This window comes from Lactococcus sp. S64, assembly GCF_016516525.1.
Taxonomy (GTDB): domain Bacteria; phylum Bacillota; class Bacilli; order Lactobacillales; family Streptococcaceae; genus Lactococcus; species Lactococcus lactis.
Map to the genome: position 1 here is coordinate 345170 of NZ_JACVUQ010000001.1, position 15373 is coordinate 360542.

Sequence of the window (15373 nt, forward strand, 5' to 3'; positions counted from 1 at the left end):
TTTTTTTATGATATGCCTAACGCCTTTTAGAAGTTAGGAAGTGGGAAATGTGGATCTATGCAGTGCATAATGATATGATTTGGTATTCCTGAGAAAATAAGGAAACTGATAAATACTAGATTAAATGTAATGAAAATACTTATAGCACTTGTCCATTTATTATCTGGAATTTTCCAGTTTTTACGTTTCTTCAGACGTTTCCATGCGTCATACCCAATCATTAACATAGCGTGGTAGAAACCATAAAGGATGTAATACCAAGTTAAACCATGCCAGAATCCCATGAGTAACATATTTGCGAGGTAACCAACATTTGAGATGGTTATCATATTTTTCGACCATTTTTTAACCATGAATGTTTTCACTAATCTCATGAATACAAAGTCACGGAACCAAAAACTCAAAGTCATGTGCCATCTTTGCCAAAAGTCATGAATATTTTTAGCTAGGAAAGGTTTGTTAAAGTTGTGTGGGAGGTCATATCCCATTAAATTGCTGACACCAATAGCGAAGAGTGAGTAGCCAGCAAAGTCAAAGAATAGATAAAGTCCGTAAGCATACATTGATGATGAAACATTCAAGAAGCTTGGGTGTATTGTTGCAGAGATTGCAATGCCATGTAGCCAATATTGGTCAATCAAGTATCCGATGATGAATTTATAAAGGAAACCTTGGAAAATTCTAAAGACACCTTTATTTAATAAATCAAGGTATTTCTCAGTGACAACTGGCGCTTTTAGTTCTTTAACAAAACGTCGGAAGCGGTCAATTGGTCCTGATGAAATCGTTGGATAGAAATAGAGGAAATAAAGAAATTCTTTAAGAGGAACGGCTTTAATAAGTCCGTCTCGTATTTCCATAATCATGGCTACTGTCTTAAAACTGATGTAAGAGATTCCTAAGAATCCAAGAATTGAACCTGGTCCAGGTCCTGGATTGAACAGAGGATGCACTTTGACAATCACTAATGGCAGAATAGAGAGCAGAATGATGAGGTAGAAAACAAAACTCTGATTCTTGTTTTGTTTTACTCGATACCACTCATAGAATTTTACAATGATGGTCTGGAAGACTCCGAAACCGATTAATGCCCAAATTGTCACTGTTCCCGAAAATGTCAGCCAAAGAAAAGCGATGGTCAATAGGACTTGATACCACATGAGTTTTTTGCCCAGAAGCTGGGCAATAACGATAGGAATTAAAGCAAGTCCTAAAATCACGAAGTAAAAGGGTGTTGAATAGGGTTGCACTAGTTGTCACCTCGCTCTTTTTGGGCGAGTGCCTTACGGTCAACTTTGCCATTTTGATTCAATGGGAACTTTTTAAGATAAACAAACTTAGTTGGCATCATGTAATCCATAATTGTTTTTGAAAGTTCAGCTTTGAGTTCTTTTGTGAAGGCGCGTTCGGCTGCACGGTCTTCAAATGTTTTTTCTGTTTCTAAATAAGCGATTAATGCGGTGACTTTATGCTGGTCATTCGTTTTCGGTAAGACTACCGCTTTTTCAATCTCTTTTAAGTTTTGAATATTGGCTTCAATATCTTGAAGTTCAATACGGAATCCATTAAATTTAACTTGAAAATCAATTCGTCCTTGGTAATGGAGCATTCCGTCAGCGGAAATTGAACCGGCATCTCCTGTATGATAAGCGGGTTTTCCGTCGACTGTGAAAAAGGCTTGCTCAGTTTTTTCTGGATTTTCAAAGTAACCTTTGGCTACCGAATCACCAACAATGATGATTTCCTTATCCATAATTTTTAAGTCAACACCTGGTTTGGCAAAACCAATTGGGACACGGTCATTTTCTGTCAGTAATTCTTTCGTGATTTTTACTGACGAAATGGCTCCTGTTGCTTCTGTTGGACCATAGGTATTGTATATATTTGCTGACGGAAAAGCTGTCAGTAATTTTTCTGCTGTTTTCTTTGTTAATTCTTCACCGCAGAAAATAAATTGAACTAATTGAGGGTGTTCTTTCTCAGTGAACGAAGGGTCCAATAAGCAAATATCAACAAATGATGGTGTTGAAATCCAAGTATTAATGACCGTTTTGTTCAAACGTTCAAAAAGTAATTTGAAGTTGGTTGTTTCGTCACGTGAGAGTGAAATTAATGTTCCGCCAGTTGTAAGACTTGGGTACAAACTGAAAATTGATAAATCAAAGCTGTAAAGGGCTTGTGACAAGATTTGATTATTTTCAATTTTCATAAAATCATTGTTCATCCAATTGGTGAAAGTCACAAGATTATCATGACTGACTTCAACACCTTTTGGTACTCCTGTTGTTCCAGAAGTATAAATAATATAATTGCTGTCATTTCCAGAAACAGCTTTAGAAAAATCAAGTGCTGGAAGTTTGTCAGTCAAAATCTGGTCAGTAAGTTCAAGAGAAATTCTGTCAGTAAAAAGTGCTTCAAAATCTGCTGACAGCTCAACTGTAGTGAGTACCACCGCTGGTTTTGCCGCTGATTTAATCATTTCTGTCCGCTCAAATGGTGTGTGAGCATCAACAGGAATATAAGCGTGACCAGTTAAATTTGTCGCAAGCATGGCTGCTAAAGTGATAAAATCGTTTTTACCGAAAATCAAGATTGGACGCTGATTTAAATTGCGTTCATTGATTTGTTCTGAGATATGTGAAACCGCAGCAAATAATTGACGGTAAGTAAATTTCTGCTCACGCTCGGCAAGTACGATAAGGTCTGGTTCATTTTTTGCAATTTCAAAAATTTGTTCTAATAATTTCATAATTAACTCCTTCGATAATTCTCTCTAAAATTCGTTATAGATAAAGTGTGCTCCGCCAGTATGACTGTAGGAATAAAGATAGAGCAGAATTAAAATAATTATAAAGTAAAATACTGTTTTAGCCAAAAATAGACGAATTTCTTTTTTCTTGTCCATTGGAACTCCTTTTAAATATAAAGTAATAAGAGGTTTTTAAAATACTCAGTTAATCTCATATCATTTATGACTCTGATTATAACATTTATTAAAGAAAAAAAACTTACATTTGTGTAAGTTTAATTTATATAATAAAAAGAAAACGGAATCATTTTGTTTTGTTGTATTTTTAAGGGTACAACATCTTTTTCATCTAATATTTTGCTTAATTTTTTGAACCATATTTTTGTAATTTTCGGATTCTGTCAGCAAAGAAATTACCGCAACTCCACCCAGACCAATTTTTGAAAGCTCTGTCAGTGAATTTTCAGTAATTCCACCAATTCCAACTGTTGGTAATTGATTATGCTCAAGCATTTTTCTTAAATGGTCAATCCCAATTGGTTCTGCTGCGTCGGACTTGCTATTTGTTGGATAAATTGGACCAATTCCCAAATAGTCAGCTCCACTTTTTTGAGCGCTTTCTAATTCCATATCATTACTGACAGAAAGTCCTACCCACATTTCTTGGCCAATCAGCTCGCGAATTTTACTGACAGAATCATCGTCTTGTCCGACATGAATCCCGTCAGCTGACAGTTCACGCGCTAATTCAACATCATCGTTCACAATAAAAGAAACAGCAGCTTTCTGAGCTACTCCTTGTAGTCTTTTTGCTACTTCTAATCGTTGATTATTATTTTTATAAATTGTTCCCTTATCACGAAATTGATAAACCGTTACTCCACTTTTTATGATTACAGAAATTTTATCGATTGCATCATCAATTGAAAGTTTTTGAAAATCTTGTGGGCCAGCAATAAAATACGCCCTCAGGTCTAAAATTTTATTTCTCATTAATTGTCACCCAATGGTTTAACGGTCCATGACCGTGACCAACATTAATTGTTTGTGAAATAGCTTCAGTAATAAACAATTTAGCTTTTGGCATCACTTCTTTTAAATCTTCTTCTAAAGCTAAATGAGCTGTAATATAAGAAGAAAGTGTATCTCCGGTTCCGTGTGTTCTTTCTGTCAGTAATCTTTTAGAGTCATAAGTACTGACAGAACCATCTGTCATCAATAAATAATCTCTGACCAGTTCTCCATTACCATGTCCCCCTTTAATCAGCACATTTTTAGCACCTAACTTTTGAATATCATGAAGGGCTTTTAAAATTTTCTTTTCGTCAGTAATTTTATAGCCACACATAACCTCTGCCTCTTCCAAATTGGGAGTGACCAATTCTGCTAAAGGTAATAATTCATTTTTTATCAAATCAATGGCTTCTCTTGTCAAAAGAATTGCCCCGCCTTTAGCCACCATTACCGGATCCACCACCAAATGCTTCGGTTTATATTTTTTCAAGCCTTGAATTACCGCTTCAACTTGAGCAGTATCAAAAAGTGCCCCCGTTTTAGCTGCCGAAATTTCCAAATCAGAAAATACTGAGTCAAATTGAGCCAAAATAAAAGCTTTATTTGTCGGTAAAATTTCTTGTACTCCATAGGTATTTTGCGCTGTCAACCCTGTCACAATTGTTGCCGAATATACTTTTTGATTATGAAAAGTTTTTAGGTCAGCATTAATACCAGCCCCACCAGAAGAATCAATTCCAGCGATTGTCACAACTTGAGAAACATCAATCATTTCTTCTTCTCCCTTATATAACCTCTTGCGTCGCTTGATAAATTTTATCAAGAAGACGATTCACAAAATTTCCTGGTAGATTTTCTACTTGCTCAGTAGCTTTCACACCAGATTCACCGAAGAATTCTGTCGCTTCATAAGCCGCCTTAAATAAATCATCAGATACAGCCGCAAAAGTTCCAACAATTGCTGACAACATATCCCCACAGCCAACATTAATTTTAAAAAGTGGACTATCAGTTTCAACAAATAATTCCTCAAACCCATTAGAAATAACATCAACTTTTCCAGTTTGAATAATGACTGCCCCTGTTTTTTGAGCAGCAACTCGCGCGTGCTCAACTTCTAAATTTGACTCAAGTGCATCAATTCCTTTGTTCAAGCTTTCTTTATCAGCAAACCAAGCAATTTCTGCTGAATTCCCACGAATGATATCAAATTTTACCTCCTGCATTAATCTTTTGACAAAATTTGCTCTAAAAGGGACATTGACAGCAACTGGGTCCAAAATTAAAGGTTTGTGCTTTTGATTTGCTAACTGACAAATAGTCAAAAAAAGCGGATAATCCTTTTCTGAAATGGTTCCAATATTAACCACTACAGCATCTGCAATTTCAACTAAAGTTTCACTTTCTGAAATTTCCGCAGTCATTAATGGTGAACCACCAGCAAAACTAATCGCATCCGCAACTCTTTGTGGAGTTACAAAATTCGCTAAATTTAAGATAAGTGGTTGTTTTTCTTGAATCTTTTCTAAAATTGACATCAAAAAACTCCTTTATAGACACAAGGAGGGCTCTAGTATGATAAGAAAGTAAGCTAAAAGATTTTCATAAAGAAAATACAATTAAAACTCGGACACATTCTTACGCAGGTCTTAACCTGTTCAAGTCTGATGGTCTTTCTCAACCGGTAATTTTAGTTTTTACCAGTACCCATTGTGTTATTGATTTATTTTTAAAACTACAACTACTTTAACATATTTAAACTAAAAAAACTAATTTCGCAAATATACAAAAGAAAAAACCTAGCCCAAAAGGCAGGTTTTTCTTATTTTTTATACTCATCAATATGAGGGTCAACACTTTCTTCTTGACGATTAGTTTTTACCCAATCATTTTTAGAGTTGAAATATCGAATGGCTGACTGTGGATAAATTTGAGTTAAAATAAGTAGAAATTTCGTCAGATTAACCGTATCTTTCACTACATCCCACACCCTTGTTTTTTCTTGCGACTTCTCTTTATTATAAAGAATAGCCCATACAAAATTGACTACAATAATATAAATGGACATTAGTATAAAAAGAATTAATACAATTCTGAGCGGTTCAGTAATTCCAGTTAATATAAGTGAATTAACAATCATTATCATTGTATAAATTACAATAATATATTCAATTCCCATTAACCAAGGTTTCAGTAGGGTCATCAGTAATTCAAACTTCTGTTTATTCTGCAATTTTTTTGACCGAATCGTCGGTAAAATATATTTTGAAGATTGGATATTTCCCTGCGCCCATCGCACTCGTTGTTTAACCAAAGCTTCATTATCATTGATAATCCCTGTTTGTTCAATGTAAATATCATCAAATTGAGCATTTTTAACTTCAATATCTGACAGAAACAGACGGGTTGATAAATCAAAATCTTCCACAAGAGAATCTGTCCAAGGATCCTCATTTAGGGCTTGAAGAGTACTCAATTTACAGAATTGACCATTTCCACCAAAGGCAACCGTATTGGTCAAACTTCGAAAAGACTGTGTAGCATTGATAATTTCAGAAAATTCGAGATCCTGAGAAGCATCTTTAAGTAAATTTGCAACACGAACTTTTGATTGTAAACCGGTAAGTTTATCATCATGATTAAAGGCACAATTAACTTTTTCAAAGTAATTATGATCAAGTTTTGTATCAGCATCGATGATCGCAATAAGAACATCCTCAGGAGCAATTCCTGCTTCTTGAATTTGTTCACTAATTTGATAGTAAGCCCAATTGAGCGCTACTCCTTTCCCCTGCTGTGCATTAGGTTTCAATCGTTTTAATACATTTAATCTAGAATCCTTAAGTTCAGAAATTTTTTCCAATGTGTGATCATCACTTGCATCATCAATAACTGTTACCACTAGATTTTCGTAATCATTTTTTAAAATACTTTTTAAAGTTGTTTGAATCACTAATTCTTCATTCAGACATGGGATTAAAACATAGATATGGAACTGCTTTTTTAGTCCTTCATTTTTTAAAGTAAGAGCGTTAATTCTTTGTCTTTTACTATAAGAATACCAAAGAATGAAGACTTCCACAGTATAATAAAGAAAAACAAAAATTGAAAAAAGAAAGAAAATATAATTGATACGGTCAAAAACATCTGCAAAAATATAACTATTTTCCCAATAATGATATCTTACGATATATAAATAGAGGAAAGGGAGACTTGATCCAATATACAATAGTATTTTTGATCTTGGCCTTATAAACTTTTTTAATCCAGTATAAATGCTCAAAAGCATAATGACTACTACTTCAAATATTTGCAAAGCAAAATAACTATTAAATACTTTTTCATTAAACCTAACAAAGTTAGTCGGAGGTTCAATTAAGAAGATATAGCCATATACCCCCAATGCAATTAATAATAAAATTAAAAATGGTTTTAGAGTGGATATTTTTTTCTTAGATTTTTCACCCTTATATCCAATTACTAGAGCAAAAGCGATAATCGGGAGAACGAATTGAGAAACCACTGTCAAGCTTTCAAGCCAATGAGCTAATAATACACCATGATTAAGTTCTATTCCATTAAAGAAAGCTTCTTGTGCAAAACTAAATGTAATATTCATTTGAGTCCCAGAATAGACAATCAGGGCTACTAGATAGATTAATAGGAGCGCATAAACAGTATTCTTTATGTTTTTACTTATTTGCTTCAGATCAACACCAGTAAACTTACAAAAACTTAAATACATAATCGGCATAAAGGGAACAATCAAATACCTAATATCCATATTACTTACAATTGAGAAGTCAAACCTTTGGTGTTCAATCAAAATTTTAAAAAGAAATCTAAAACCGATAATAGGTAATGTAATAAACCATAAAGAGGCAATAATAGTTGCTAAATTATAGATTAAGCGTTTTTTTGTTGAAACATAATAAGCTAAACCACAACAGAATAAGGTAAATATGGCAATCAAAAATCGAAAAGAAAAGAGCTGTGGAACAGCATGCTCACCTCCTACGAGATAAGTTAACGATACGATTAAGCGATTTGAACCATAAATTAAGAAGCCGAAAACACCGATAATACTAAGATTTTTAACTGAATTAGGGACCTTTTCACTATCAGTAATGATAAAAAATGAACTCAGCATCAAAGGAGCCACAAAAAAGAAAAGTGTAAAGAATTTTTCCCTGGTAGTAAAATTTGATAAGCGGAAAATAAACTCAAAATTAAAGAGGAAGATAAAAATGAGACAGACAGACTGGAAAGACTTTAAATTAATTTTTTTATTTTTCATTTAGAATATTAACAATCTGCAAGGAAGTTGTTCCGTCACCATAAGGATTCTTACTTCCTGACATCCTTTCATATTTAGTCTTGTCTGTCAGTAAAGTCCGAGTCTCATTAACAATATTTTCTTTTGAAGTCCCCACAAGTTTTAAAGTACCAGCCAGTACACCTTCGGGTCTTTCAGTTGTATCACGTAAAACAAGCACTGGAATCCCTAAGAAAGCCGCTTCTTCTTGAATTCCACCAGAGTCAGTTAAAATCAACTCGGCATGACGCATCACATTATGAAAGTTAATTGTATCCAGCGGGTCAATGATTTTAATATTACTATGTTCCAGTAATTTTTGCGCTTTTTCACGAATGATTGGATTCATATGAATTGGATAAATGATTTTATGTGTTTTTTTAAATTCATCAGCGATCTCTGCAATTCCATCAAAAATTTCTTCTAAATCACTCAAATTTTCACGACGGTGAGCCGTCACTAAAATCATTTTCTTATCAGCTTGCCATGATAAAGCTTCATCTGTATAATCATCCTTTAAAGTATACTGAAACATATCTATAGCACTGTTTCCAACTACAAAAACCTGATTTTTTGGCTTACCTTCTTTTAAAAGATTTTCTTTCGTCATTTCCGTTGGTGTAAAATGATAATCAGCCATCAAACCAACAATTTGACGATTCATTTCTTCAGGAAATGGTGAAAATTTATTGTAAGTTCGCAAGCCTGCTTCAATATGTGCCAACTTTATCTGATTAAAATAAGCAACCAAACTTCCAGCCAAAGTAGCTGCAGTATCACCATGAACTAAGATGACATCTGGTTGTTCCTTTTTAATAATTGGGTCAAGACCGCTAATTGATCCTGCCACAATTTCTGATAAACCAGAATATTTTTCCATGATTTTCAAATCGTAATCAACTTCCACAGAAAATTCATCTAAAAGTTCATTGAGCATTTCTTTGTGCTGCCCTGTGTTAACCAGAACAATTGGATTGCCTTGCCTTTTCGCCTCTTGGATTACTGGATAAACTTTAATAAATTCTGGCCTAGTCCCAAATATAAAGAGTAACTTTTTCATCTCTACCACACCATCTATAATTAATATTTTATTACGGCTAACTACTTTAAATGTACCTTAAAAACTATATACTTATATTCTATTAAATAATAGTATCAAGAGCAACTGAACTGCTTTTGTCCCGTATTAAATTAATATTATGCATTATAAAAGTATGGTACAAATGTACCACACTGTCATTTTGGTGTAATTATTTAAAGACGCTGTACGATATATTCTAGCATATAAAACTTACATCAGTCAACATTTTATAGTTTTATCTTAAAAGTTTTATAAACTTTCAATAGATTAAAAAAACTGCCAACATAATGTGACAGTTTTTATTCAAATAAGAATAAAATTCTTATTTAAGTGTGATTGAAGCACCAGCTGCTTCAAGTTTTTCTTTAACTTCGTTAGCTTCTGATTCAGAAAGACCTTCTTTGATCATTGTTGGTGCACCATCAACGAGTTCTTTAGCTTCTTTAAGTCCAAGACCAGTGATTCCACGTACTTCTTTGATTACTGCAACTTTTTTGTCGCCAGCTGATGTCAATTCAACGTCGAATGAATCTTTAGCTGCTGCTGCATCACCAGCACCTGCTGCTGCTGCAACTGGAGCTGCTGCTGTTACGTCAAATTTTTCTTCGATTGCTTTTACAAGTTCAGAAAGTTCAAGGATTGTTGCGTTTTCAAGTTCAGCAACGATGTTTTCAATGTTCAATGCCATTTTAATATTCTCCTATTAATTTTTTAGTTTGTTGCGTAAATCCGCCGATATAAGTAATGTTGCTTATAATTAAGCAGCTGATTCTTCTTTTTCTGCAACAGCTTTGACTGCAAGAGCCACGTTGCGGACAGGTGCTTGAAGCACTGAAAGAAGCATAGAAAGAAGTCCATCGCGGCTTGGAAGAGACGCAATAGCTTGGATTTCTTCTTTAGAAGAAACTTTACCTTCGATAACACCAGCTTTGATTTCAAGATTTTCAGCATCTTTTGCAAAGTCAGCCAAAACTTTTGCTGGTGCTACAACATCTTCGTTAGAAAATGCTACTGCTGATGGGCCAGAGAATGCTTCTGACAAACCTTCAAGACCAGCTTTTTCAGCTGCACGACGCAAAACTGAGTTTTTAACGACTTTGAATTCAACGCCTGCTTCACGAAGTTGTTTACGAAGTTGAGTATCTTGATCAACTGACAAACCACGTGAATCTGCAACAACGATAGATGCTGCTTCAGTCATTTTTTGTGCGTAAACATCAACCAATTCTGCTTTCTTAGCAATTGTTGCTTCATTTACTTTGTAATCGCTCATTTTTTTACCTCCATTTTATTTTGGTTGTAGAAATAAAAAATCTCTACACACAAAAGACATAGAGAGTTCAATTATCATTTTGATATTTGTCCTCGGTAGGAAGTTTATGACTTTCGTCCCCTACTGTCTTCGGTCAGTTCTTTTAGAACCGTAAATAAGTATATCAAAGTTTTTCTGAAAATGCAAGACTAAACTTATTCTTATTCTTTTTCTTTTTTATTTTAGTTCATGCAATGTTCTTTTGGTTTTTTGAAAGATGAAAAAATTTGACGTTAACAATCTTTTTTTCCTTTTTTATTTTCTCTTTGCTATCATTTTCTATCAATTTCTGTGAAAGCCATAAAACTAATTCATAAGCAATTGCAAAAATTGATCCAATTCCCAGTATTGGTAAAATTTCTCTTATCCAATTCATTTTTAAGCCCTCATTTTAATCTATAATCTGTGATTCTTCAATTTCTTCAAAATTATCAACTACTGGTCCAATAATTCGGAAATTATCTTCCTGTCCTAGATAAAAATCCTTGTATTGTGGATCTGGATTGAGTGAATGAATTCTAAATTGTCCATCTTCTTCTTCAAATACTTGTTTGATATACAAACGTTCTTCGCCCAAATCTCCTTCAGCAATGGCGTAAATATCCCCACTCCGACCAAAACCCGTGTGTAAGAATGTTGCAATAGAAAAATTAGGGAATTCAGGTTCCATCGATTCCCCTTTTACTCTGGCTGCACCATCATATCGACCAAGAGTTTCAGATGTGTAAGCTTTGTAGTGGCCACCTGTATTGCTTTGAGATTGACCAAAACCTGCCGATAATTCTTCATCTTCAACAATGGCATAATCTAAAGAAGAACGTCTGTAGGTTTTCAAATTAATAATCTCTGTTTTATTTTGTTCAATGAGAAAATCCGTAAAATTAATAACTGATTCTTGTTGTTCTCCTGTCAGTGAACGATAATTATCGATTAATTGTTTTTCTGCATTATTATCAGTTTCTTTGATTAATTCTTGAATAGGTAAATCATAGATATCTGCTAGTTTTTCTAGTATTTCTAACGTTGGGTTGGTTGATTTTTGTTCCCAAAGTACATAAGCATTTTGCTTCATTCCTAGCTTTTCTGCTAATTGACTCTGTGTCAATTTTGCATTTTTTCTTAATTTTTTTAAGTTCTGACCAAAATTCATAAACTCTCCCTTCCCGATTCTTTATCAATCTTTCTTATATTATATCGCTTATTTTATTTTTTGTCAATATTTTTTATCAGAAAAACTGATAAATGAAAAACCGCTGCTATCAGTGGTTTTTCATAGTTCTTTTTGTAAAGTTTGAATTCGATACATGTCTGCATAATAACCATTAAGCTCTAAAAGTTGGTCATGATTTCCTCGCTCAATAATTTCTCCCTTGTTCAAGACTAAAATTTGGTCAGCATCTTTAATCGTTGATAAACGGTGAGCAATTGCCATTGTCGTTCGATTTTGTCGCATATTTGTCAGACCTTCTTGAATAAGCGCTTCAGTTTCAGTATCAATATTGGCTGTTGCTTCATCTAATAAGAGAATTTTCGGATTACGCACAATCGTTCGAGCAAAGTTAATTAATTGACGTTCACCGGCCGAGAAGGCAGCTCCACCTTCAATTACTTTGGTTTCGTAACCATTTTCCAAATCCTTGATGAATTTGTCAGCTTGAACAAATCGAGCCGCTTCTTTGGCTGCTTGGTCAGTAATCTGTGGATTCATCATTTTGATATTGTCAGTAACTGACGCAACAAACATAAAGGAATCTTGCAATACTAAACCAATTTTTTTCCGAAGTTCTTCTTTTGAATAACTTCTAATGTCCTGATCATCAATCAAAACTTGACCTTCTGTGAATTCATAGAAGCGCATGAAAACATTAATAATACTCGATTTTCCTGAACCTGTATGACCTACAAAAGCAAGCGTTTCTCCAGGATTCACAATGAATGAGATATTTTTCAAAACTTGATGTTCTCCGTCATATGAAAAACTGACATTGCGAAATTCAATTTTTCCTTCTTGAATGATTGGAGAATTGCTGACAGATTTTCTGTCAGTAAATTTTTCATCAACATTTTTACTGACAGAAGTTGAAATTCCTTGTTGTGGCGCAAATTCTTTTTCTTCCATGATTGTCTTAATGCGACTAGAGGCTACCAATCCATTTGAAAAGTTTGATAAAGAATCCATCAATCCTGAAATAGGATTAAAGTAAATTTGTACATTACTGATGAAAGCATAAATTAAACCAGCCTCAACCACTGCATGTAGACTTCGATTAGAATACATCAACAAGACAACAACAATTGAGATGGCCATCAAAAAATTAACCAAAGGGCTCAACAAAATCCCATTAATCTGAATCACTCGTTTTCGATAACCATAATATTCATCATTTGTTTTTTCAAATTCATTTCCTAGTCTGCTCTCTTGACGAAATTGTTGAATAATTCTCATCCCAGAAATGTATTCATTTAATTTCGTATTCAATTCTGAACGCTTAGCAAGCATGGCTTGATAAACTTTTGTACTCACTTTTTGATAAATCAATACTGCCAAAATCAATAGGGGAAGAATCAACAACATCACAAGCGCAATTTGGTGGTCAATAATAAACAAAGCAATGAAGGCAATGATAATAGAAAGCAAACTTGTTAATGCATTAAACAAAGTCTGCCAGAAATCAAATAAATCGGTGTCATTTGTGATTCTGGTGATTAACCAACCCGTCGGTTTTTGGTCAAAATATCGCATGCCTAGCTGATGAATTTTTCGATAAACTTTCTTACGAATGTATTGATTAACAAAAATCGAACCATTTTGCAGATAATTCCATTTGAAAAAGAAAGCAATTGAATTGATTATTGCTAAAATCAAATAAAGACCTGCAAAATAGAAAATAATCTGGTCAGTCGCTTTCATAGGTGTCAAATAAGAATCCATAAAAACGGACAGAACAAAAGGCATAATTGAAGCAAGAGCAGTTGTAATTACACTAAAAACAAAAGCCCAAACGAAATACTTTTTGAAAGGTAATAGGAATTTGAAAATAAATTTAAAAACTTGCCAACTTTCTCTGACAGACATTTTGTCAGTAGATTTCTCCATTTTCTTCTCCTTCCCGATTTACTGACGAACCTGTCAGTAAATTCTCATCTTCATCATTCGCTGTCAAATGACTTTCAATCTGTTGCATTTGCCACATTTGAGCATACCAACCTCCAGATTTAATCAAATCTTCATGCAAACCACGCTCAATCACTTTTCCTTCATCTAGTACGAGAATTTCATTAGCTTCCATTACTGATGACAATCTGTGACTGACAACTAACGTTGAACTTTCATGACGTAAGGCCTTCAAATTTGACAAAATTAACTGTTCAGTCTTGGCATCAACAGCTGACAGCGCATCATCTAAAATCAATAATTTAGGCTGAATAAGTAGCGCCCTCGCAATAGATAACCTTTGCTTTTGTCCACCAGAAAGTGAAACGCCACGCTCGCCAACCAAAGTATCATAACCTTCAGGAAAAGCAATAATATCACCATGAATTCCAGCTGCTTTAGCTGCAATTTCAACTTCTTCTTGACTCGCTGACATCTTAGCAAAGCGAATATTATCTCTGACAGACATCGAAAATAGAAAATGTTCTTGCGGAACATAACCAATCGCTGGCAAATATTCATCTAATTGATAATCCATAATATCATGGTCAGCAAAAGTAATATGTCCTTTGTAATGGTCAAACTCTCTCATTAAAAGTTTAATAATCGTTGATTTTCCTGCACCTGTTCGTCCGACCAAACCTAAAACATGACCTTCTTTTAAATTAAATTGAACTTTCTCCAGATTGCGCCCTTCATTCTCATTTGGATAAGTAAAACTTTCAATATCAAAAAGGAGTTGACCTTCTTTTGGCATTTTCAAAGTACCTTCAGAAATTTTTGATTCCGCTTTTTGAGCTAATAATTTTTCTACTCGACTGTATGAAGCTCTTCCACGTTCAATAACATTAAAAAGAACACCAATAGCAAACATCGGCCAGACCAAATTTCCGATATAAGTCATAAAAGCAACTAACTGACCAATCGTTAAAACGTGGTGAACAACATAGTAGCCCCCTAAAAGAATGGTTAAAGTATAAGATAAACCAACAATTAAAGTGATTAAAGGATCGTACATTGAGTCAATCCAATTGACCCTAATAAAGGCTTTATCAATATTATCTAACTTAACTTGGAAATCAGCCATATCTTGTTCTTCTTCACCAAAAGATTTGATTGCTTTCATTCCTGTAATCGATTCTTGGACTTTATCATTCATTTCAGAGAAGGTTTCTTGGGCATGTTCAAAACTTACATGAATTTTATCCCCTAAAACTTTAGATACTAGCGCGAGTAAAGGCAAAGGAAGGACAGCAATAATTGTCAAACGCCAGTCGATAAATAAGAGCATAGCAATGATTGTCATCCCGCCCGTCATTAAAGAATCTGCCCAAGTCAAAACACCAAGTCCAGCAACACTCTGTATCGCTTGTAGGTCATTTGTCGCATGAGCCATCAAATCGCCAGTCCGATTTCTCTGATAAAAAAGGGTATCCATTCTTAAAAAATGCCTAAAAAGCCGACTACGGATTATTTTTTCCAGTTTAAAGGCTTCACCCCAAATATTTGTAGACCAAAGAAAACGAAAGCCATATTCAACGAGTGCAGTGATCAATAAAATACCAGAAAAACTCAAAATTAAGGGTAAAGTCAGGTTACGCTTAACAATATGGTCAATAATTTTTCCGATAATTAAAGGCGGGATCAAGTGAGTTAAAGAAACAATAAAAAGGGCTAATAGACCAACGCCATAACCTTTTCTCTCTGCCTTAAAAAACCACCATAAATCTTTAAAAATTTTCATACAG

14 protein-coding genes, 1 riboswitch and 1 other annotated feature are annotated in these 15373 nt (G+C 34.1%); all 14 genes read right to left on the minus strand.

Annotated features, from left to right (window positions below; all coding sequences use genetic code 11):
* Window positions 1-26 precede the first annotated feature (26 nt).
* Complete coding sequence (gene dltB / locus IAE51_RS01620) at window positions 27-1250, minus strand: D-alanyl-lipoteichoic acid biosynthesis protein DltB (protein WP_010905856.1); 1224 nt, start codon at window positions 1248-1250, stop codon at window positions 27-29.
* Window positions 1250-2749, minus strand: coding sequence for a D-alanine--poly(phosphoribitol) ligase subunit DltA (gene dltA, locus IAE51_RS01625; RefSeq protein WP_129881665.1), 1500 nt, complete (start codon window positions 2747-2749; stop codon window positions 1250-1252). The genes dltB and dltA overlap by 1 nt, the downstream gene beginning before the upstream one ends.
* Window positions 2750-2773: 24 nt before the next feature.
* Window positions 2774-2905 carry a teichoic acid D-Ala incorporation-associated protein DltX gene (gene dltX / locus IAE51_RS01630; RefSeq protein ID WP_003130223.1) on the minus strand — a complete coding sequence of 44 codons (132 nt, stop codon included), beginning with the start codon at window positions 2903-2905 and terminating at the stop codon, window positions 2774-2776.
* 189 nt (window positions 2906-3094) lie between these two features.
* A complete protein-coding gene (thiE, locus tag IAE51_RS01635) occupies window positions 3095-3742 on the minus strand; it encodes a thiamine phosphate synthase (protein ID WP_200094589.1) in 648 nt (215 codons plus the stop codon).
* Window positions 3732-4535 (minus strand): bifunctional hydroxymethylpyrimidine kinase/phosphomethylpyrimidine kinase, encoded by an 804-nt coding sequence (gene thiD / locus IAE51_RS01640; protein WP_200094591.1) that lies wholly within the window; start codon window positions 4533-4535, stop codon window positions 3732-3734. The genes thiE and thiD overlap by 11 nt, the downstream gene beginning before the upstream one ends.
* A gap of 13 nt (window positions 4536-4548) precedes the next feature.
* Window positions 4549-5301, minus strand: coding sequence for a hydroxyethylthiazole kinase (gene thiM, locus IAE51_RS01645; protein WP_021722877.1), 753 nt, complete (start codon window positions 5299-5301; stop codon window positions 4549-4551).
* 80 nt (window positions 5302-5381) lie between these two features.
* Window positions 5382-5484: riboswitch (TPP riboswitch) on the minus strand.
* A 101-nt stretch (window positions 5485-5585) separates the two neighbouring features.
* A complete protein-coding gene (locus IAE51_RS01650) occupies window positions 5586-8060 on the minus strand; it encodes a glycosyltransferase (protein WP_033898902.1) in 2475 nt (824 codons plus the stop codon).
* On the minus strand, window positions 8050-9138 hold the full coding sequence (gene wecB, locus IAE51_RS01655; protein ID WP_129881668.1) for a non-hydrolyzing UDP-N-acetylglucosamine 2-epimerase: 1089 nt from the start codon (window positions 9136-9138) through the stop codon (window positions 8050-8052). Before wecB ends, IAE51_RS01650 begins: the two co-directional genes overlap by 11 nt.
* A gap of 343 nt (window positions 9139-9481) precedes the next feature.
* A complete protein-coding gene (gene rplL, locus IAE51_RS01660) occupies window positions 9482-9847 on the minus strand; it encodes a 50S ribosomal protein L7/L12 (RefSeq protein ID WP_003130214.1) in 366 nt (121 codons plus the stop codon).
* 69 nt (window positions 9848-9916) lie between these two features.
* Window positions 9917-10432, minus strand: coding sequence for a 50S ribosomal protein L10 (rplJ, locus tag IAE51_RS01665; RefSeq protein ID WP_003130213.1), 516 nt, complete (start codon window positions 10430-10432; stop codon window positions 9917-9919).
* Window positions 10433-10457: 25 nt separating this feature from the next.
* Window positions 10458-10583, minus strand: a sequence feature (ribosomal protein L10 leader region).
* 75 nt (window positions 10584-10658) lie between these two features.
* Complete coding sequence (locus IAE51_RS01670) at window positions 10659-10847, minus strand: hypothetical protein (RefSeq protein WP_003130209.1); 189 nt, start codon at window positions 10845-10847, stop codon at window positions 10659-10661.
* Between the two features lie 15 nt (window positions 10848-10862).
* Window positions 10863-11621, minus strand: coding sequence for a helix-turn-helix transcriptional regulator (locus tag IAE51_RS01675; protein ID WP_003130207.1), 759 nt, complete (start codon window positions 11619-11621; stop codon window positions 10863-10865).
* Between the two features lie 120 nt (window positions 11622-11741).
* On the minus strand, window positions 11742-13568 hold the full coding sequence (locus tag IAE51_RS01680; RefSeq protein ID WP_103054783.1) for an ABC transporter ATP-binding protein: 1827 nt from the start codon (window positions 13566-13568) through the stop codon (window positions 11742-11744).
* Window positions 13552-15369, minus strand: a complete 1818-nt coding sequence (locus IAE51_RS01685) for an ABC transporter ATP-binding protein (RefSeq protein WP_129881669.1) — start codon at window positions 15367-15369, stop codon at window positions 13552-13554. Before IAE51_RS01685 ends, IAE51_RS01680 begins: the two co-directional genes overlap by 17 nt.
* Window positions 15370-15373: the final 4 nt, after the last annotated feature.

Bases quoted from the DNA above. Each gene is read 5' to 3' on its own strand.
- dltA (WP_129881665.1), bottom strand. From the start codon at position 2,749: ATGAAATTATTAGAACAAATTTTTGAAATTGCAAAAAATGAACCAGAC.
- dltX (WP_003130223.1), bottom strand. From the start codon at position 2,905: ATGGACAAGAAAAAAGAAATTCGTCTATTTTTGGCTAAAACAGTATTT.
- thiE (WP_200094589.1), bottom strand. From the start codon at position 3,742: ATGAGAAATAAAATTTTAGACCTGAGGGCGTATTTTATTGCTGGCCCA.
- thiD (WP_200094591.1), bottom strand. From the start codon at position 4,535: ATGATTGATGTTTCTCAAGTTGTGACAATCGCTGGAATTGATTCTTCT.
- thiM (WP_021722877.1), bottom strand. From the start codon at position 5,301: ATGTCAATTTTAGAAAAGATTCAAGAAAAACAACCACTTATCTTAAAT.
- IAE51_RS01650 (WP_033898902.1), bottom strand. From the start codon at position 8,060: ATGAAAAATAAAAAAATTAATTTAAAGTCTTTCCAGTCTGTCTGTCTC.
- wecB (WP_129881668.1), bottom strand. From the start codon at position 9,138: ATGAAAAAGTTACTCTTTATATTTGGGACTAGGCCAGAATTTATTAAA.
- rplL (WP_003130214.1), bottom strand. From the start codon at position 9,847: ATGGCATTGAACATTGAAAACATCGTTGCTGAACTTGAAAACGCAACA.
- rplJ (WP_003130213.1), bottom strand. From the start codon at position 10,432: ATGAGCGATTACAAAGTAAATGAAGCAACAATTGCTAAGAAAGCAGAA.
- IAE51_RS01670 (WP_003130209.1), bottom strand. From the start codon at position 10,847: ATGAATTGGATAAGAGAAATTTTACCAATACTGGGAATTGGATCAATT.
- IAE51_RS01675 (WP_003130207.1), bottom strand. From the start codon at position 11,621: ATGAATTTTGGTCAGAACTTAAAAAAATTAAGAAAAAATGCAAAATTG.
- IAE51_RS01680 (WP_103054783.1), bottom strand. From the start codon at position 13,568: ATGGAGAAATCTACTGACAAAATGTCTGTCAGAGAAAGTTGGCAAGTT.
- IAE51_RS01685 (WP_129881669.1), bottom strand. From the start codon at position 15,369: ATGAAAATTTTTAAAGATTTATGGTGGTTTTTTAAGGCAGAGAGAAAA.